This is a genomic window from Streptomyces sp. NPDC031111 (genome assembly GCF_055570675.1).
The window spans coordinates 85,633-104,017 of the sequence record NZ_JBVIGS010000004.1; the positions used below are offsets into that span (position 1 = coordinate 85,633).

Genomic DNA, 18,385 nt, shown 5'->3' on the forward strand with positions numbered 1-18,385 from the left:
AGCTTGTGTGGAGTACGTCCGGCCCAAGAATCGATGACACCCATCGAACGGGGCATCGTCGGGCCGGGCCCGCCCGGCTGTCAGCGCCGGCGCCTGGCCCGCCCCGTACGAGCGGCCTTGGCACGCTTCGCCGCGAACCGCACACCGCCCGGGCTCTCCCCGACCTCGACCCGCACCACCGTGGACATCGGATCCACGACGCCTTCACCCACATGCACGATCGACGTCTCCACGGCACCGAGCTTGCTCAACGCCGTGGACGCGCTCTTCAGCTCCGCCTCGGCGGCGTCCCCCTTGAGCGCCAGCATCTCCCCGTAAGGCCGCAGGAGCGGGATGCCCCACGTCGCGAGACGATCGAGCGGTGCCACGGCACGCGCCGTCACCACGTGCACCGGCGGCAACTTCCCCATGACCTCCTCGGCCCGGCCACGCACCACCGTCACATGGTCCAGCCCGAGCAGCTCCACGACCTCCGTCAGGAACGTGGTGCGCCGCAGCAGCGGCTCCAGCAGTGTGATCTTGAGGTCCTCCCGGACCAGCGCCAGGGGGATGCCCGGAAGGCCCGCACCCGAGCCCACATCGCACACCGTCACGCCGTCGGGCACGACCTCCGAGAGCACCGCGCAGTTCAGCAGATGTCTCTCCCACAGGCGGGGCACCTCGCGCGGCCCGATCAAGCCGCGCTGCACGCCCGCCTCGGCGAGCAGCTCCGCGTACCGGACCGCGTCCGCGAAGCGATCACCGAACACCTCGCGTGCCTGCTCGGGCGCGGGGGGAAGCTCCGCTGCCTCCGTCACGGGGGACCGTCCTTCCGTACGTGCCGACTCGGAGCGCCGGCACCAGAACCACAGAACTATCAGGCTGACAAAGTTCGGCCCCGTCTGCGCAACAGACGGGGCCGGTGGAGCGTGGAGCCGATCAGGCGGGAAGCACGACGACGAAGCGCTGCGGCTCCTCGCCCTCGGACTCGCTGCGCAGGCCGGCTGCCTTGACGGCGTCATGCACGACCTTGCGCTCGAACGGCGTCATCGGGTCCATCTTCACGGCCTTGCCGCTGCTCTTGGCCTCGGCGGCGGCCTTGGCGCCCAGCTCGGACAGCTCGGTCCGCTTCCTGGCCCGGTAGCCGGCGATGTCGAGCATCAGCCGGCTGCGGTCCCCGGTCTCCCGGTGCACGGCCAGACGCGTGAGCTCCTGGAGCGCCTCCAGCACCTCACCCTCACGACCGACCAGCTTCTGCAGGTCACGGCTGCCCGTGTCGCTGATGATCGAGACGGACGCGCGGTCGGCCTCGACGTCCATGTCGATGTCGCCGTCCAGGTCGGCGATGTCGAGCAGACCTTCCAGATAGTCCGCCGCGATCTCGCCCTCCTGCTCCAGGCGGCTCAGGGTGTCTGCGCCCTCGGCAGCAGCGGCGGTGGTGCCTTCCGTCACGGGATGGACTCCTTCTTACTTCTTGGACGGGGACTTGGGCCGCTGCGGACCCTTGCGCTGTCCGGACTGGGCCTTGCTGCGGGTGCTGCCGGCGGGCTTGGCGCCGCCCTTCTTGGCATCGGCAGCGGGCTTGGCGTCCTCGGGCTCGTCGGACTTGGTCAGCGAGGTGGGCTCACCGGCCGCCTTGGCCTGCCCGGACTGGCGCTGCGACTTGCTCTGCCGCTTGGGCTGCTGCCGCTTGGGGGCGGCCCCGGTGGCCGGCGTTCCGTCCTCGGCCTGAGCGGCGGCCGTGCTCTCGCTCTTGATGACCGTGCCGTCGGTCTGAGCCGCGAGGCCCGCCTTGTTCAGACCGTTGATGAACTTCCGCTCGTACTCGTTGCGGTCGCGGCCCTTGGCGACGATGGCCTTGACGATGACGCGCTGGCTGCGGCGACGGACCTTGCCGTGCTGCGTGACGTGCTTGGAGAGGCGCTCCAGGTACGCGGCCTGAGCCTTGGAACCCGGCGTCGGGTTGTTGTGGATGACGTACATCTGCTGGCCCATGGTCCACACGTTGGTGGTCAGCCAGTAGACGAGGACACCGACCGGGAAGTTGATGCCGAAGACGGCGAAGATGATGGGGAAGACGTACATCAGCATCTTCTGCTGCTGCATGAACGGCGTCTTCACCGTGGTGTCGACGTTCTTCGTCATCAGCTGGCGCTGCGTGTAGAACTGCGACAGCGACATCAGAACGATCATGATGGCCGTGACGACGCGGACATCGGTCAGCGAGGAGTTGAGCGCCTCGACCTTGTCCGAGCTGTCCGTGAACTTCGCCGCGAGCGGGGCACCGAAGATGTGGGCCTTCTGGGCGCTCTCCAGCAGTCGCTCGTTGATCACACCGACGGTGTCGTTCGACGCGATGCTGTTGAGCACGTGGTAGAGGGCGAAGAAGAACGGCGACTGGGCCAGGATGGGAAGGCACGAGGAGAGCGGGTTGGTGCCCGTCTCCTTGTACAGCTTCATCATCTCTTCGGACTGGCGCTGCCGGTCGTTCTTGTAGCGCTCCTGGATCTTCTTCATCTCCGGCTGGAGCGTCTGCATCGCGCGCGTCGCCTTGATCTGCTTCACGAAGAGCGGGATCAGGCAGATACGGATCAGAATCACCAGGGACACGATCGACAGGCCCCAGGCCCAGCCGGTGTCGGGGCCGAAGATGGCGCCGTACACGCTGTGGAACTGGACGATGACCCAGGAGACAGGTGTCGTGATGAAGCTGAAGAGGCTGGCAATCGTGTCCACTAATCATGCTCCTTGGGCATGGGACGAGGTCTCTGCGGCCGGGCTCGAGGCTTGCGTCGGACCTGTGGGAGAGGTCCGACCCTCGGTGGCCGGTTCGGCGGCGGAGGTCCCGCCCCTGCGTGCACGCCAGGCGTTACGCAGCATTTCGTGCCACCGCGGACGCTTGCGCGGCGGAACATGGTCCACACCGCCCGGCGACCACGGATTGCACCGCAGGATGCGCCAGGCCGTGAGTGCTGTGCCCTTGACGGCACCGTGCCGGTCGATGGCCGTGTAGCCGTAGTGGGAACACGACGGGTAGTACTTGCACACCGGCCCCAGCAGCGGACTGATCGTCCACTGATAGATCTTGATCAGAGCCAGTAGCGGGTACTTCATCGCGCGCCCCCTCCCAGTAGCCGCCGCAGGGCGGCGTCCAGGTCTCGGGCCAGCTGTGCATGGTCGGCGTCACCCGCACCGGGCAGCGCTCGTACGACTACCAGGCTACCGGGGGGCAACTGGTCGACTCGCCCGCGCATCAGATGGCGAAGCCTGCGCTTCACCTTGTTGCGCACCACCGCACCTCCCACGGCCTTGCTCACGACGAAACCCGCACGCGACGGGGGAGCGCTCTCCCCAGGCGCATGCGGGTCCGTGGCACCGCTACGAAGGTGGACGACGAGATGCCGGCTTCCTGCCCGGCGCCCTCGTCGTACCGCGGTCGCGAAGTCCTCGCGCCGCCTCAGCCGGTTCTCGGTGGGCAGCACGATGTCATGACCTGACCGGGATCAGGCGGACAGACGGGCGCGACCCTTGCTACGGCGGGACGCGAGAATCGCGCGGCCGGCACGGGTGCGCATACGCAGCCGGAAGCCGTGGGTCTTGGCGCGACGACGGTTGTTCGGCTGGAAGGTGCGCTTGCTCACTCGGGGGCTCCAGAAAGACTCGGTGTTTGCGGGGTGCCGTCCTGGCTGTCACCGTGCGCCCACGAGTAGCTCGCGTTACGCCCGAGTGCACCGCTGACCGATCACCTTGCGTGATCTGTGCCCATCGGAGGCAGGCGGCAGCAGCCATCGACAACTCGACCTGGTTACGGTACGCGCGGCTGCGCCATTCGGTCAAACCAGCGGGGACCGGGAGACACTTGTCCACAGCCTGGGGACAACAACTTGAACCGTACCGGCCGCGCTGACTACCGTGACTGGACTCCGATTCGTTCCCTTGACCCTCCACCACCCGATTTACATCCCGACCCGTCCCTCGCATCACACGATCGAGGGACCTGTGAGAGAGCGTGCCCTGTGGCTGACGTACCTGCCGATCTTGCCGCAGTGTGGCCACGCGTACTGGAACAACTCCTGGGTGAGGGCCGGGGGCAGGGGGTCGAGAGCAAGGACGAGCACTGGATCCGGCGCTGCCAGCCACTGGCGCTCGTCGCCGACACCGCCCTGCTCGCCGTGCCCAACGAATTCGCCAAGGGCGTGCTCGAGGGGCGCCTCGCCCCCATCGTCAGCGAGAGCCTGAGCCGCGAGTGCGGCCGTCCGATCCGGATCGCGATCACCGTCGACGACACCGCCGGCGAGCCCGCGCCGGCGCCCCGGCCCCAGCCGCGCTACGAGGAACCCGAGCTCCCGGCCGTCCGCCAGGACCGCCCCGAGCGACCCGAACGACCCGAACGGCAGGATCGCGAGCCGTACGAGGGCTACGACGGCTACGAGGGATACGGCCGCCGTCGTTCCGACCAGCAGCAGGGCCCCTCCGGCGACCAGCTCCCCACCGCACGCCCCGCCTACCCCTCGGAGTACCAGCGCCCGGAGCCCGGCTCCTGGCCGCGGCCGTCGCAGGAGGACTACGGCTGGCAGCAGCAGCGCCTCGGCTTCCCGGAGCGGGACCCGTACGCCTCGCCCCCTCAGGACAGCGGCTACGGCTCGCAGGACTCGTACGGCGCCCAGGACGGCTACGGCGGCGGCTCGCCCTCGCAGGACTACCGCCCGCAGCCCATGGAGCGTCCGTCCTACGACCAGCAGCGCCCCGACTACGACACGCCACGCGGCGACTACGACCAGCGCGACGCCAGGCGCCGGGAACTTCCCGAACCGCCCTCCGGCTCCGGACACGTCCACCGCGGTGGCCCGGTGGGACCGAACCTGCCCACCACCGGCGCGCCCGGCCCGCTGGCCGCACAGCCGGCACCGGCGCCCGGCCCCGGTGAACCGACCGCGCGGCTGAACCCGAAGTACCTCTTCGACACGTTCGTCATCGGCGCGTCCAACCGGTTCGCGCACGCGGCCGCGGTCGCCGTCGCCGAGGCGCCGGCGAAGGCGTACAACCCGCTGTTCATCTACGGGGAGTCGGGACTCGGCAAGACGCACCTGCTGCACGCGATCGGGCACTACGCGCGGAGCCTGTACCCCGGCACCCGCGTGCGGTACGTGAGCTCGGAGGAGTTCACCAACGAGTTCATCAACTCCATCCGCGACGGCAAGGGCGACAGCTTCCGCAAGCGCTACCGCGAGATGGACATCCTGCTCGTCGACGACATCCAGTTCCTGGCGGACAAGGAGTCGACGCAGGAGGAGTTCTTCCACACCTTCAACACGCTCCACAACGCCAACAAGCAGATCGTGCTCTCCAGCGACCGGCCGCCCAAGCAGCTGGTGACGCTGGAGGACCGGCTGCGGAACCGTTTCGAGTGGGGTCTGATCACCGACGTCCAGCCGCCGGAGCTGGAGACGCGCATCGCGATCCTGCGCAAGAAGGCGGTGCAGGAGCAGCTCAACGCCCCGCCGGAGGTACTGGAGTTCATCGCCTCACGGATCTCCCGGAACATCCGTGAGCTGGAGGGCGCGCTGATCCGGGTGACGGCGTTCGCCTCGCTCAACCGGCAGCCGGTGGACCTGGGCCTGACGGAGATCGTCCTCAAGGACCTGATGCCCGGCGGTGACGACTCGACGCCGGAGATCACCTCGACGGCCATCATGGGCGCCACGGCCGACTACTTCGGCCTCACGGTCGAGGACCTGTGCGGCAGCTCCCGGGGCCGCCAGCTGGTCACGGCCCGCCAGATCGCCATGTACCTGTGCCGCGAGCTGACGGACCTGTCGCTGCCGAAGATCGGCGCGCTGTTCGGCGGCCGCGACCACACCACGGTGATGCACGCCGACCGCAAGATCCGCAATCTGATGGCCGAGCGGCGCTCCATCTACAACCAGGTCACCGAGCTCACCAACCGCATCAAGGCCGGCTGAGGCCGCGGCCGGACGACCGCGTCGAGGGCGCCCCCGGATCGCTCCGGGGGCGCCCTTCTTCGTGCCCGGCCACCGCGACCCTTCGTCGAGCCGCCTGGCGCTGTTCGATTCCAAGCCGGGTTACGGCCTTCCTCCACAGATTCGGCGACTTTTTCCCGTCCACATCCTGGGGACCGGGAAGTTGTCCCGATCTTGTCCACAGGGCAGCCTGTTGAGGAGCCATCAGGCCAGGTCAACCGGCTGTGGATACGTGGACGAACGATCTCCACAGACTGTGGACAGAGAGAAGATCCACAGCCTGTGCACCGAGTTGTCCACGGGCAACCCACAGGCCGGGGGCGGTTGTCCCCAGTGATCGGCCACTTCTCCACATGAGTGTCCACTGTTCGGCAACGCGGCGCGCTCTCTCACCGGGGCGAGTGAAAGCCGTCACACCGAGCTGCCGGAGGGGGCTGTGGGAAAGACCCGCAAACCTGGGGACGGAGCTGGGGAGAACTCGCCCCTCCCTGTGCACGGGATGTGCAGAACTTTCTGTTCTCCACAGAGACGCCCGGTTGTCCACGGGTTCCGCCCACAGGCCCCGTGGACAAAATCATGGCGATGACCTGGGAAAACGAGGTTATCCACGGTATCCACAGGCCCTACTACTACTCCCGACTAGAGAGAGCGAGGAATTCGTTTCGAAGAGGGCCCTGTGCACAACTCGCTGTCTCGGCCCCGGCTGCCACTCGTCACGACTTGACCCCGAGGGGCACCTACTGTCAGTGCGGTGCGTCAGACTGTTCCCGGTGTCCTTCCCCGCAGGGGGACCGACGACACCGAGTCAGACGACGAAAGCCAGGCAGGGCGAGAAGCGCCGGCAACAGCAGGAGGCGGCAACAGTGAAGATCCGGGTGGAACGCGACGTACTCGCGGAGGCAGTGGCCTGGGCGGCGCGCAGCCTCCCGGCCCGTCCGCCGGCCCCTGTCCTCGCCGGCCTGCTCCTGAAGGCCGAGGACGGCCAGCTGAGCCTGTCCAGCTTCGACTACGAGGTCTCCGCGAAGGTGTCGGTGGAGGCGGAGGTCGAGGAGGAGGGCACCGTCCTCGTCTCGGGCCGTCTGCTCGCCGACATCTCCCGCGCCCTCCCCAACCGGCCGGTGGAGATCTCCACAGACGGTGTACGGGCGACGGTGGTGTGCGGCTCCTCGCGGTTCACACTCCACACACTGCCTGTGGAGGAGTACCCGGCCCTGCCGCAGATGCCGAACGCGACGGGCACCGTCCCCGGCGAGGTCTTCGCCTCCGCCGTGCAGCAGGTCGCCATCGCGGCCGGCCGTGACGACACGCTGCCCGTCCTCACCGGTGTGCGCATCGAGATCGAGGGCGACACCGTCACGCTGGCCTCCACCGACCGCTACCGCTTCGCGGTCCGCGAGTTCCTGTGGAAGCCCGAGAACCCGGAGGTCTCCGCGGTCGCCCTGGTGCCCGCCAAGACCCTCCAGGACACCGCCAAGGCACTGACCAGCGGCGACCAGGTGATCCTGGCGCTGTCCGGTTCGGGCGCGGGCGAGGGCCTGATCGGTTTCGAGGGCGCCGGCCGGCGTACCACCACGCGGCTGCTGGAGGGCGACCTCCCGAAGTACCGCACGCTGTTCCCGACCGAGTTCAACAGCGTCGCCGTGATCGAGACCGCCCCCTTCGTGGAGGCCGTCAAGCGTGTGGCCCTGGTCGCCGAGCGCAACACCCCGGTGCGGCTGAGCTTCGAGCAGGGCGTGCTCATCCTGGAGGCCGGTTCCAGCGACGACGCACAGGCTGTGGAAAGGGTCGACGCCCAGCTGGAGGGCGACGACATCTCGATCGCCTTCAACCCGACGTTCCTGCTGGACGGCCTGAGCGCCATCGACTCCCCGGTGGCCCAGCTGTCCTTCACCACGTCCACCAAGCCCGCGCTGCTCAGCGGCCGCCCGGCGGTGGACGCGGAGGCGGACGAGGCCTACAAGTACCTGATCATGCCGGTGCGGCTCAGCGGCTGAGGTGCGCCCGCCGCAGGGACTGCTGGGGGTGTGGGGGTCGTCCCCCACAAGACCGCAGTATGCCGGTGCGGCTCAGCGGCTGAGCCTTCGCTCGGCGAAAGCCGCAGGTGAGGGCGTGCGCATGAGCGCGTATGCCCACAGATGTGCGCGAGCGTCCGGGTTTAGGCTCGGACGCCGGCACGTACGTGCCGTCACGCCACGTCGCATACCTAAGGAACACAACTGATGGAGCTCGGTCTCGTCGGCCTCGGCAAGATGGGCGGCAACATGCGCGAGCGGATTCGCCGCGCGGGTCACACCGTCCTCGGATACGACCGCAACCCGGACCTCGCCGATGTCCACAGCCTGCGGGAGCTTGTGGGAAAGCTCACCGGTCCGCGTGTGGTGTGGGTGATGGTCCCGGCCGGCGGGCCGACCCAGTCCACCATCGACGAGCTCGCCGAGCTGCTCGAGCCGGGTGACGTCGTCGTCGACGGCGGCAACTCCCGCTGGACGGACGACGAGAAGCACGCCGAGGAGCTGGCGGCCCGGGGCATCGGCTTCGTCGACTGCGGCGTCTCGGGCGGCGTCTGGGGCCTGGAGAACGGCTACGCGCTGATGTACGGCGGCGACAAGGAGAACGTCGCCAAGGTGCAGCCCATATTCGACGCCCTCAAGCCGGAGGGCGACTTCGGCGCGGTGCACGCGGGCAAGGTCGGCGCGGGCCACTTCGCGAAGATGGTCCACAACGGCATCGAGTACGCGATGATGCAGGCCTACGCCGAGGGCTGGGAGCTCCTGGAGAAGGTCGACTCGGTCACCGACGTCCGGGAGGTGTTCCGCTCCTGGCAGGAGGGCACCGTCATCCGCTCCTGGCTGCTCGACCTCGCGGTCAACGCCCTCGACGAGGACGAGCACCTGGACGGGCTCCGGGGTTATGCACAGGACTCCGGTGAGGGACGCTGGACTGTGGAGGCCGCCATCGACAACGCGGTCCCGCTGCCGGCGATCACCGCCTCGCTGTTCGCGCGGTTCGCCTCCCGTCAGGAGGACTCGCCGCAGATGAAGATGATCGCGGCGCTGCGGAACCAGTTCGGCGGCCACGCGGTCGAGAAGAAGTAATCCACAGGGCACGTCGCACATCCACAGGACCGCGCGGCGGTCCGCAACGCCGGGGGAGGTCGGCGGAACGACCATGCACGTCACGCATCTGTCGCTGGCCGACTTCCGGTCCTATCCCCGGGTCGAGGTCCCGCTCGACCCGGGGGTGACGGCCTTCGTCGGGCCCAATGGGCAGGGCAAGACGAACCTGGTCGAGGCGGTCGGCTATCTCGCCACCCTCGGCAGCCACCGCGTCTCCTCCGACGCGCCCCTGGTCCGCATGGGTGCCGAGCGCGCGATCATCCGGGCCCAGGTCCGTCAGGGCGAGCGGCAGCAGCTGGTGGAGCTGGAGCTGAACCCGGGCCGCGCCAACCGTGCCCGCATCAACAGGTCCTCCCAGGTCAGGCCCCGGGACGTGCTGGGGATCGTCCGCACGGTGCTGTTCGCGCCGGAGGACCTCGCCCTGGTGAAGGGCGACCCCGGGGAGCGGCGCAGGTTCCTGGACGAACTGATCACCGCGCGCTCCCCGCGCATGGCCGGCGTGCGCTCGGACTACGACCGGGTGCTCAAACAGCGCAACACCCTGCTGAAGTCGGCCGCGCTGGCCCGCCGGCACGGTGGCCGCACCCTGGACCTGTCCACCCTCGACGTCTGGGACCAGCACCTGGCCCGCGCGGGCGCCGAGCTGCTGGCGCAGCGGCTGGATCTGATCGGCGCGCTCCAGCCGCTGGCCGACAAGGCCTACGAGCAGCTCGCGCCCGGCGGCGGGCCGGTCGCCCTGGAGTACAAGCCGTCCGCGCCCGGCGAGGCCCATACGCGCGACGATCTGTTCGAACAGCTGATGGCCGCCCTCGCCGAGGCGCGCAAGCAGGAGATCGAGCGGGGGGTCACCCTGGTCGGTCCGCACCGCGACGACCTGCTGCTCAAGCTGGGCCAGTTGCCCGCCAAGGGCTACGCCTCCCACGGCGAGTCCTGGTCGTACGCGCTGGCGTTGCGCCTGGCCTCCTACGACCTGCTCCGGGCGGAGGGCAACGAGCCGGTGCTGGTGCTCGACGACGTCTTCGCCGAGCTGGACGCGCGCCGCCGTGAGCGCCTGGCCGAGCTGGTCGCGCCCGGTGAGCAGGTGCTGGTCACCGCGGCCGTCGACGACGACGTACCCCATGTGCTGGCGGGTGCGCGGTTCGCCGTGGCCGAGGGGGCGGTGGAGCGCGTATGAGCGAGCAGGGCACGCCCGGGAGCGGGAAGGCCCCCGAGCCCTCCGGTGTCGATCTCGCACGCGTGGCGCTGCGCGCGGCCAAGGAGGCGGCACGCGCGCGGGGGGACGCGACGCAGCAGCGGAAGCAGGCACGACGGGGCGGCCTGCGCTCCGGCGCGCGCGCCGACCGGCGCGACCCGATGGCGCTCGGCGCGGCGATCAACCGGCTGCTCACCGAGCGCGGCTGGGAGGCGCCGGCCGCGGTGGGCGGGGTGATGGGCCGCTGGCCGGAGATCGTCGGCGAGGACGTGGCCAAGCACTGCGAGCCGGAGCGGTACGACGAGGACGAGCGGGTGCTGGTCGTGCGCTGCGACTCCACGGCGTGGGCGACGAATCTGCGGCTCCTCGCGCCGACTCTGGTCGCGCGCCTGAACCAGGACCTCGGGCACGGCACCGTACAGCTGATCAAGGTCGTCGGCCCCGGTGGTCCCGCCCGTCGCTTCGGCCCCCTGCGCGCCCCCGGAAGCACGGGCCCGGGGGACACCTACGGGTGACGCGAGGGCCATTTCCGCCCCAGCAGCCACACGTGATGGACATCACATCAGGACTTCTCAACAGGGTCGTCGCATCGTCGGCGACCGTTTCGTGGCGGGACCGCACGCGGTTGCGAATCGCCACCTGACTCCTAAGTAGCCAAGGGTTGACGGCCGGAAGCGCTGAGTGCCCTCGTGGGGCTCTTGGAGCCCCCATCCGCATATCGGGAGTCGGACGAGACCGGTTGAGGGCGGCACATGCGAACCCAGGTACCGGCAAACCCCCATCGATGTCAGTGCTACCGGTAGACTGGAAGACAATCCCGCCCCGAACGTGGGGACCGTCCGGGAAAAGCTGAGCAACGCTGATCAAGGCTTACCAACGCAACATGCCGCAGCCGCTCCGGCAACCCGCCGACGAGCCTGGCTCGTGCTGTGCCAGAAAGGGCGCTTCGTGGCCGATTCCGGCAACCCCAACGAGAACATCCCGTCCACCGACACCGGCGTCAGTGACGCGGCGAGCACCTCGGCCGGCGAGGGCGCCGCGTCGTACGACGCCAGCGCCATCACCGTCCTCGAGGGCCTGGACGCGGTCCGTAAGCGACCCGGTATGTACATCGGGTCGACCGGCGAGCGGGGACTGCACCACCTGGTGCAGGAGGTCGTCGACAACTCGGTCGACGAGGCGCTGGCCGGCCACGCGGACACCATCGACGTCACGATCCTGGCGGACGGCGGCGTCCGCGTCGTCGACAACGGCCGCGGCATCCCGGTGGGCATCGTCCCCTCCGAGGGCAAGCCCGCCCTCGAGGTCGTCCTGACCGTGCTGCACGCGGGCGGCAAGTTCGGCGGCGGCGGCTACGCGGTCTCCGGCGGTCTGCACGGCGTGGGCGTCTCCGTGGTCAACGCGCTGTCGACGCGGGTCGCCGTCGAGGTCAAGACCGACGGCCACCGCTGGACGCAGGACTACAAGCTGGGTGTCCCCACCGCGCCCCTCGCCAAGCACGAGGCCACCGAGGAGACCGGGACGTCGGTCACCTTCTGGGCCGACGGCGACATCTTCGAGACCACCGACTACTCCTTCGAGACGCTCTCGCGGCGCTTCCAGGAGATGGCGTTCCTCAACAAGGGCCTGCGCATCAACCTCACCGACGAGCGCGAGTCGGCGAAGGCCACCGCCGGTGCGGACGAGGCGGGCGAGGACGAGAAGCACGAGGTCAAGGCCGTCTCGTACCACTACGAGGGCGGCATCGTCGACTTCGTGAAGTACCTCAACTCCCGCAAGGGAGACGTGGTGCACCCCACCGTGATCGACCTGGAGGCCGAGGACAAGGACAGGCACCTGTCCCTCGAGGTCGCCATGCAGTGGAACGGCGGCTACACGGAGGGCGTGTACTCCTTCGCCAACATCATCCACACCCACGAGGGCGGTACGCACGAAGAGGGCTTCCGCGCGGCGCTCACCTCGCTCATCAACAAGTACGCGCGGGACAAGAAGCTGCTGCGCGACAAGGACGACAACCTCACCGGTGACGACATCCGCGAGGGTCTGACCGCGATCATCTCGGTCAAGCTGAGCGAGCCGCAGTTCGAGGGCCAGACCAAGACCAAGCTGGGCAACACCGAGGTGAAGACCTTCGTCCAGAAGGTCGTCTACGAGCACCTCAACGACTGGCTGGACCGCAACCCCAACGAGGCCGCGGACATCGTCCGCAAGGGCATCGCGGCGGCCACGGCCCGGGTGGCGGCCCGCAAGGCGCGCGACCTGACCCGGCGCAAGGGCCTGCTGGAGACCGCCTCCCTGCCGGGCAAGCTGTCCGACTGCCAGTCGAACGACCCGACCAAGTGCGAGATCTTCATCGTCGAGGGCGACTCCGCCGGCGGCTCGGCCAAGTCCGGCCGGAACCCGCAGTACCAGGCGATCCTCCCGATCCGCGGCAAGATCCTCAACGTCGAGAAGGCGCGCATCGACCGGATCCTGCAGAACCAGGAGATCCAGGCGATGATCTCCGCGTTCGGCACCGGTGTGCACGAGGACTTCGACATCGAGAAGCTCCGCTATCACAAGATCATCCTGATGGCGGACGCCGACGTCGACGGCCAGCACATCAACACCCTGCTGCTGACGTTCCTGTTCCGCTTCATGCGGCCGCTGGTCGAGGCCGGGCACGTGTTCCTCTCCCGTCCCCCGCTCTACAAGATCAAGTGGGGCAGGGACGACTTCGAGTACGCGTACTCCGACCGCGAGCGCGACGCGCTGATCGAGATGGGCCGTCAGGCCGGCAAGCGCATCCGCGAGGACTCCGTCCAGCGCTTCAAGGGTCTCGGCGAGATGAACGCCGAGGAGCTGCGCATCACCACGATGGACCAGGAGCACCGCGTCCTCGGCCAGGTCACCCTGGACGACGCCGCCCAGGCCGACGACCTGTTCTCGGTCCTGATGGGCGAGGACGTCGAGGCCCGCCGCGCGTTCATCCAGCGCAACGCCAAGGACGTCCGCTTCCTCGACATCTGAGTCGGTCTCAGCTGACCGCACCAGGAAGGACCTTCACCAGCAATGACCGACGAGAACACTCCCGTCACGCCTCTCGAGGACCCGGACGCGGCCGGCATGCGCGTCGAGCCCGTCGGGCTCGAAACGGAGATGCAGCGCTCGTACCTCGACTACGCGATGTCCGTCATCGTGTCGCGTGCGCTGCCCGACGTCCGTGACGGCCTCAAGCCCGTCCACCGCCGCGTGCTGTACGCGATGTACGACGGCGGCTACCGCCCCGAGCGCGGCTTCTACAAGTGCGCCCGCGTCGTCGGCGACGTCATGGGCAACTACCACCCGCACGGCGACTCCTCGATCTACGACGCGCTGGTCCGCCTCGCGCAGCCGTGGTCGATGCGGATGCCGCTGGTGGACTCCAACGGCAACTTCGGCTCCCCGGGCAACGACCCGGCGGCGGCGATGCGCTACACCGAGTGCAAGATGGCGCCGCTGTCGATGGAGATGGTCCGTGACATCGACGAGGAGACCGTCGACTTCACGGACAACTACGACGGCCGCTCCCAGGAGCCGACCGTCCTGCCGGCCCGCTTCCCGAACCTGCTGATCAACGGCTCGGCCGGTATCGCGGTCGGCATGGCGACCAACATCCCGCCGCACAACCTGCGCGAGGTCGCCGCCGGCGCCCAGTGGTACCTGGAGAACCCCGAGGCGTCCCACGAGGAGCTGCTCGACGCGCTCATCGAGCGCATCAAGGGCCCCGACTTCCCGACCGGCGCCCTCGTGGTCGGCCGCAAGGGCATCGAGGAGGCGTACCGCACGGGCCGCGGCTCGATCACCATGCGCGCGGTGGTCGAGGTGGAGGAGATCCAGAACCGCCAGTGCCTGGTGGTGACGGAGCTTCCGTACCAGACCAACCCCGACAACCTCGCGCAGAAGATCGCCGACCTGGTGAAGGACGGCAAGATCGGCGGCATCGCCGACGTGCGCGACGAGACGTCCTCGCGCACCGGCCAGCGCCTGGTCATCGTGCTGAAGCGGGACGCGGTCGCCAAGGTCGTCCTGAACAACCTGTACAAGCACACCGACCTGCAGACGAACTTCGGCGCCAACATGCTGGCCCTGGTCGACGGCGTGCCGCGCACGCTGTCCCTGGACGCGTTCATCCGGCACTGGGTGACGCACCAGATCGAGGTCATCGTCCGCCGTACGCGCTTCCGGCTGCGCAAGGCCGAGGAGCGGGCGCACATCCTGCGCGGCCTGCTGAAGGCCCTGGACGCCATCGACGACGTCATCGCGCTGATCCGGCGCAGTGAGACCGTCGAGATCGCCCGCGGGGGCCTGATGGACCTCCTGGAGATCGACGAGATCCAGGCGAACGCCATCCTCGAGATGCAGCTGCGCCGACTGGCCGCCCTGGAGCGCCAGAAGATCGTCCAGGAGCACGACGAACTCCAGGCGAAAATCAACGAGTACAACGAGATCCTCGCCTCCCCGGTCCGCCAGCGCGGCATCGTCAGCCAGGAGCTGGCCTCGATCGTCGAGAAGTACGGCGACGACCGCAAGACGAAGCTGATCCCCTACGACGGCGACATGTCCATCGAGGACCTGATCGCCGAGGAGGACATCGTCGTCACGGTCACGCGGGGCGGCTACATCAAGCGCACCAAGACCGACGACTACCGGGCCCAGAAGCGCGGCGGCAAGGGCGTACGCGGCACGAAGCTCAAGGAAGACGACATCGTCAACCACTTCTTCGTGTCCACCACCCACCACTGGCTGCTGTTCTTCACCAACAAGGGCCGGGTCTACCGGGTGAAGGCCTACGAACTGCCCGACGCCGGCCGGGACGCGCGCGGGCAGCACGTCGCGAACCTGCTGGCCTTCCAGCCGGACGAGACGATCGCCCAGATCCGCGCGATCCGCGACTACGAGGCGGTGCCCTACCTGGTCCTGGCCACCAAGGCGGGCCTGGTGAAGAAGACACCGCTGAAGGACTACGACTCCCCGCGCTCGGGCGGTGTGATCGCCATCAACCTGCGTGAGCAGGAGGACGGTTCCGACGACGAACTGATCGGTGCCGAACTCGTCTCGTCCGACGACGATCTGCTGCTGATCAGCAAGAAGGCGCAGTCGATCAGGTTCACCGCCACGGACGACACACTGCGTCCCATGGGCCGTGCGACCTCGGGTGTCAAGGGCATGAGTTTCCGCGAGGGTGACGAGCTGCTCTCGATGAATGTTGTTCGACCCGGTACGTTCGTGTTCACTGCCACAGACGGTGGGTACGCGAAGCGGACCGCTGTCGACGAGTACCGCGTCCAGGGTCGCGGCGGTCTCGGCATCAAGGCCGCCAAGATCGTCGAGGACCGCGGTTCCCTCGTCGGCGCGCTGGTGGTCGAGGAAACCGACGAAATTCTCGCCATCACGCTGTCGGGTGGTGTGATTCGTACGCGAGTCAACGAGATCAGGGAAACCGGCCGTGACACCATGGGCGTCCAACTGATCAATCTGGGCAAGCGCGATGCCGTGGTCGGCATCGCCCGTAACGCCGAGGCTGGACGCGAGGCGGAGGAAGTCGACGGCGACGTGGCCGTGGACGAGACCGCCGACGGGGCCGCGACCACCGGCACGGACGAGGGTGAGGCGCCCTCGGCCGAGTAGCACGAGGAGTGAGTCAGCGTGAGCGGAGCCACGGGCGCCGGACCGGCCGGTACCAGCAGGGGAACGGACGGCGGCGGCCGTGGCTCCGCCGCGCGGGCGGCGGATCCGCACACGACCAATCTCAAAGCGATCAAGCCGCCCGCCAAGGACGCGTCCTCGTCCGACAGGCAGGGATCCCAGGGGGGAACTGTGACGGACACCCGAGGCCCGCAGCAGGCCGCGCCCACGCACGGCGCCGCCGCTCAGACGGCCTCACCGCTGCCGGGGGAACGGCAGCCGCAGCAGCAGGCGGGCCCGTACCACCCGCCGCAGGCCTACCCGGCGCAGGCCGGTACGGCGGCCGGCCAGACCGGCGCGGTACGACGCCCCCGTACGGGGGCGCGCACCACCCCGCGCGTGCGCAAGGCACGCCTGCGGGTGGCGAAGGCCGACCCGTGGTCGGTGATGAAGGTCAGCTTCCTGCTCTCCATCGCGCTCGGCATCTGCACGATCGTCGCGTCCGCGGTGCTGTGGATGGTCATGGACGCCATGGGCGTGTTCTCGACGGTCGGCGGCACGATCGCCGAGGCGACCGGCTCCAACGAGTCGAACGGCTTCGACCTCCAGTCGTTCCTGTCGCTGCCCAACGTCCTGATGTTCACGACGATCATCGCGGTCATCGACGTCGTCCTGGCGACGGCGCTGGCGACGCTCGGCGCGTTCATCTACAACCTCTCCGCGGGCTTCGTCGGCGGTGTCGAGCTGACCCTCGCCGAGGACGAGTGAGGGCAGCTCACAGCGCTTTCGCGGCCCGCTCCGGCGGTCGCCCGAGAACCGATTTTGGGACTGCCCCGGTCGTGCGCTAATCTTCAGGAGTCAGCGCGCGGAACACACACCGCAGAGCGCGGCGGGGCTATAGCTCAGTTGGTTAGAGCGCATCCCTGATAAGGATGAGGCCACAGGTTCAAATCCTGTTAGCCCCACCAGCGAGAAGACCCCCGGTCCACTTGGGCCGGGGGTCTTTGCCTTCGTGGGCGTGGTGACCGGGGCACTGCTCGTGGCATGGCGAGCGCGGCGGGCCGCTGCCCGGGCCGCGGCCGGGGAAGTGGTCTTCTTCCCGGTCGGGGCCAACCGGCCGGACGAGGGACGCCGATACAGCCTGGGGCGGGTGCGGGCCGGAGGCGGGTTCCGGTGGGAGCCCCGCTGGTCGAGGACGCGGCTGCGGGCACTCCCGGCAGACCTGCGCTATGTGCACGCCATACGACGGTCGGCGAGATGTGGTGGATCCCGGCCGGAGCGCTGGTGATCGAGTGTGAATCGTCCGCGGGGCCGGTACGGCTGTGGGCCCGCGCGCAGCAGGCGGTGCAGGTCGTGGAGATGATCTGGCGGGCGGACGTCCCGGACGGGGCGAAGCCCTAGCAGGGGAGAGCGCTGACCAGCACGAAAAGACCCCCGGGCCGGTACAGGCCGGGGGTCTTCCGGTTCGGCGTGCCGTGTCGCTGTACGCGAGTTCGCCAGTACTTCGGGAGCGGAACGGCACGAGAAGGCTGGAGAGAGGGCCCGCGGTCAGCGTTGCAGGGGGATGCGGCCGGTGGCGGGTTCCGCCCGGGTGGTCGTCGAGTCGTCGGAGCAGTCCGCGGAGTCGGATTCCGTCGTCGTGTCCGAGTGCGGGGAGTGCCGGCAGCCGGGGGACTTTCCGTGGGCCTCGGCGTGGATGCGCTGTTTCATCGTGGGGGGCAGGGCTCTGATCAGTGACCAGGACCAGAGGGCCGCCGACGTCGCGGGCGCCGTCACGGTCCGATTACTGTCGCTGTTGCGTGCCTCGTCGGTCTGCGGTACGGCCGCGGCGGCGGTCGTGGTGACGAGTCCGAGCGCCGTGCACAGCGCGAGGAAGGCGGTGACGACGACGTTCCACAGCTTCATGACCTTGTTCCTGGCCATGGCCCCTCACTTTCGGGTCGGGCGATTTGCGTACTTTCCTCATGATGTGTATGAGGCTCGCGAAGTGGTGGACCGACGCCCGTGGCGCGTGGATGTTCAGATGAACACCACTCGGATGGGGGCATGAAGGGCGAAAAGCTGCTCAGATGGGAGGAAAGGCATCAAAGTGACCGTCCGTGCGGGTGTGGTCACCCTCCGATCGGATCGCCACACTCCGCTCCTACTGCGTGGCGCCGGAAGGCAGTTGGAGTGGCCGACGCAGGTCACCGATCGGTATCGACCGGTGTGTATAGTCGGGCGGCAGAGGTCCCCTACGTCAAGGAAAGACGAGGTCGCGCGGTGAAGAAGCTTCTCCTGGTCGCACTGGCCGCCATCGGCGGGCTCCTCGTGTACCGCCAGATCCAGGCGGATCGCGCCGAGCAGGATCTGTGGACGGAGGCGACTGACTCCGTGCCCACGGGTTCGTGAGTACCTACATCCGACGCTGAACAGACCCCGGCCGCGCTCGCGGTCGGGGTCTTGTGTGTGACGGGTCTTGCCGACGGGCC

At 68.7% G+C, this 18,385-nt stretch carries 17 protein-coding genes and 1 tRNA gene; 11 read left to right on the forward strand and 7 right to left on the reverse strand.

What is annotated here, in order from left to right; genetic code table 11:
* Positions 1-80 precede the first annotated feature (80 nt).
* The 6 genes from rsmG to rpmH all read right to left on the reverse strand — a co-directional run bounded on the left by rsmG (position 81) and on the right by rpmH (position 3,620).
* The gene (rsmG, locus tag ACZ470_RS10690; protein ID WP_468426441.1) at positions 81-797 is read right to left on the reverse strand and encodes a 16S rRNA (guanine(527)-N(7))-methyltransferase RsmG; all 717 of its coding nucleotides are present in this window, start codon (positions 795-797) and stop codon (positions 81-83) included.
* A gap of 121 nt (positions 798-918) precedes the next feature.
* On the reverse strand, positions 919-1,431 hold the full coding sequence (locus tag ACZ470_RS10695) for a Jag family protein (protein WP_468426443.1): 513 nt from the start codon (positions 1,429-1,431) through the stop codon (positions 919-921).
* Positions 1,432-1,446: 15 nt separating this feature from the next.
* Entirely contained in the window at positions 1,447-2,715 is a 1,269-nt protein-coding gene (gene yidC / locus ACZ470_RS10700) for a membrane protein insertase YidC (protein WP_468426445.1), read from the reverse strand.
* Between the two features lie 3 nt (positions 2,716-2,718).
* Positions 2,719-3,093 (reverse strand): membrane protein insertion efficiency factor YidD, encoded by a 375-nt coding sequence (yidD, locus tag ACZ470_RS10705; protein WP_468426447.1) that lies wholly within the window; start codon positions 3,091-3,093, stop codon positions 2,719-2,721.
* The gene (gene rnpA, locus ACZ470_RS10710) at positions 3,090-3,461 is read right to left on the reverse strand and encodes a ribonuclease P protein component (protein ID WP_468426449.1); all 372 of its coding nucleotides are present in this window, start codon (positions 3,459-3,461) and stop codon (positions 3,090-3,092) included. The genes yidD and rnpA overlap by 4 nt, the downstream gene beginning before the upstream one ends.
* A 21-nt stretch (positions 3,462-3,482) precedes the next feature.
* Positions 3,483-3,620 carry a 50S ribosomal protein L34 gene (gene rpmH / locus ACZ470_RS10715; RefSeq protein ID WP_003956500.1) on the reverse strand — a complete coding sequence of 46 codons (138 nt, stop codon included), beginning with the start codon at positions 3,618-3,620 and terminating at the stop codon, positions 3,483-3,485.
* 375 nt (positions 3,621-3,995) lie between these two features.
* Between rpmH and dnaA the strand changes: the two genes are divergently transcribed.
* The 10 genes from dnaA (at position 3,996) to ACZ470_RS10765 (ending at position 17,315) form a co-directional block, all read left to right on the forward strand.
* Positions 3,996-5,942: a chromosomal replication initiator protein DnaA gene (dnaA, locus tag ACZ470_RS10720; RefSeq protein WP_468426451.1), complete on the forward strand. Its 1,947-nt coding sequence runs from the start codon at positions 3,996-3,998 to the stop codon at positions 5,940-5,942.
* A gap of 881 nt (positions 5,943-6,823) precedes the next feature.
* Positions 6,824-7,954 (forward strand): DNA polymerase III subunit beta, encoded by a 1,131-nt coding sequence (gene dnaN / locus ACZ470_RS10725; RefSeq protein ID WP_468426453.1) that lies wholly within the window; start codon positions 6,824-6,826, stop codon positions 7,952-7,954.
* A 225-nt stretch (positions 7,955-8,179) separates the two neighbouring features.
* Positions 8,180-9,055, forward strand: coding sequence for a phosphogluconate dehydrogenase (NAD(+)-dependent, decarboxylating) (gnd, locus tag ACZ470_RS10730; RefSeq protein ID WP_468426455.1), 876 nt, complete (start codon positions 8,180-8,182; stop codon positions 9,053-9,055).
* A gap of 73 nt (positions 9,056-9,128) precedes the next feature.
* Positions 9,129-10,250, forward strand: a complete 1,122-nt coding sequence (recF, locus tag ACZ470_RS10735) for a DNA replication/repair protein RecF (protein ID WP_468426457.1) — start codon at positions 9,129-9,131, stop codon at positions 10,248-10,250.
* On the forward strand, positions 10,247-10,783 hold the full coding sequence (locus tag ACZ470_RS10740) for a DciA family protein (protein WP_468426459.1): 537 nt from the start codon (positions 10,247-10,249) through the stop codon (positions 10,781-10,783). The genes recF and ACZ470_RS10740 overlap by 4 nt, the downstream gene beginning before the upstream one ends.
* A gap of 433 nt (positions 10,784-11,216) precedes the next feature.
* Positions 11,217-13,277 (forward strand): DNA topoisomerase (ATP-hydrolyzing) subunit B, encoded by a 2,061-nt coding sequence (gyrB, locus tag ACZ470_RS10745; RefSeq protein WP_468426461.1) that lies wholly within the window; start codon positions 11,217-11,219, stop codon positions 13,275-13,277.
* A gap of 42 nt (positions 13,278-13,319) precedes the next feature.
* Positions 13,320-15,917 (forward strand): DNA gyrase subunit A, encoded by a 2,598-nt coding sequence (gene gyrA / locus ACZ470_RS10750; RefSeq protein WP_468426462.1) that lies wholly within the window; start codon positions 13,320-13,322, stop codon positions 15,915-15,917.
* An 18-nt stretch (positions 15,918-15,935) separates the two neighbouring features.
* Positions 15,936-16,682, forward strand: coding sequence for a DUF3566 domain-containing protein (locus tag ACZ470_RS10755; RefSeq protein WP_468426464.1), 747 nt, complete (start codon positions 15,936-15,938; stop codon positions 16,680-16,682).
* A 123-nt stretch (positions 16,683-16,805) separates the two neighbouring features.
* Positions 16,806-16,882, forward strand: a tRNA-Ile gene (locus ACZ470_RS10760).
* Positions 16,883-17,171: 289 nt separating this feature from the next.
* The gene (locus ACZ470_RS10765) at positions 17,172-17,315 is read left to right on the forward strand and encodes a hypothetical protein (RefSeq protein WP_468426466.1); all 144 of its coding nucleotides are present in this window, start codon (positions 17,172-17,174) and stop codon (positions 17,313-17,315) included.
* A gap of 147 nt (positions 17,316-17,462) precedes the next feature.
* Here the strand turns inward: ACZ470_RS10765 and ACZ470_RS10770 are convergent, their stop codons facing one another.
* Entirely contained in the window at positions 17,463-17,837 is a 375-nt protein-coding gene (locus tag ACZ470_RS10770) for a DUF6344 domain-containing protein (RefSeq protein WP_468426468.1), read from the reverse strand.
* Between the two features lie 339 nt (positions 17,838-18,176).
* On the opposite strand from ACZ470_RS10770, the gene ACZ470_RS10775 reads away from it, so the two are divergent.
* On the forward strand, positions 18,177-18,305 hold the full coding sequence (locus ACZ470_RS10775; protein WP_003999697.1) for a DLW-39 family protein: 129 nt from the start codon (positions 18,177-18,179) through the stop codon (positions 18,303-18,305).
* Positions 18,306-18,385 lie beyond the last annotated feature (80 nt).

Excerpts from the sequence above, each read along its gene's own strand:
- yidD (WP_468426447.1), bottom strand. The coding sequence starts at position 3,093 with ATGAAGTACCCGCTACTGGCTCTGATCAAGATCTATCAGTGGACGATC.
- gnd (WP_468426455.1), top strand. The coding sequence starts at position 8,180 with ATGGAGCTCGGTCTCGTCGGCCTCGGCAAGATGGGCGGCAACATGCGC.
- recF (WP_468426457.1), top strand. The coding sequence starts at position 9,129 with ATGCACGTCACGCATCTGTCGCTGGCCGACTTCCGGTCCTATCCCCGG.
- ACZ470_RS10740 (WP_468426459.1), top strand. The coding sequence starts at position 10,247 with ATGAGCGAGCAGGGCACGCCCGGGAGCGGGAAGGCCCCCGAGCCCTCC.
- gyrA (WP_468426462.1), top strand. The coding sequence starts at position 13,320 with ATGACCGACGAGAACACTCCCGTCACGCCTCTCGAGGACCCGGACGCG.
- ACZ470_RS10765 (WP_468426466.1), top strand. The coding sequence starts at position 17,172 with ATGTGGTGGATCCCGGCCGGAGCGCTGGTGATCGAGTGTGAATCGTCC.
- ACZ470_RS10770 (WP_468426468.1), bottom strand. The coding sequence starts at position 17,837 with ATGGCCAGGAACAAGGTCATGAAGCTGTGGAACGTCGTCGTCACCGCC.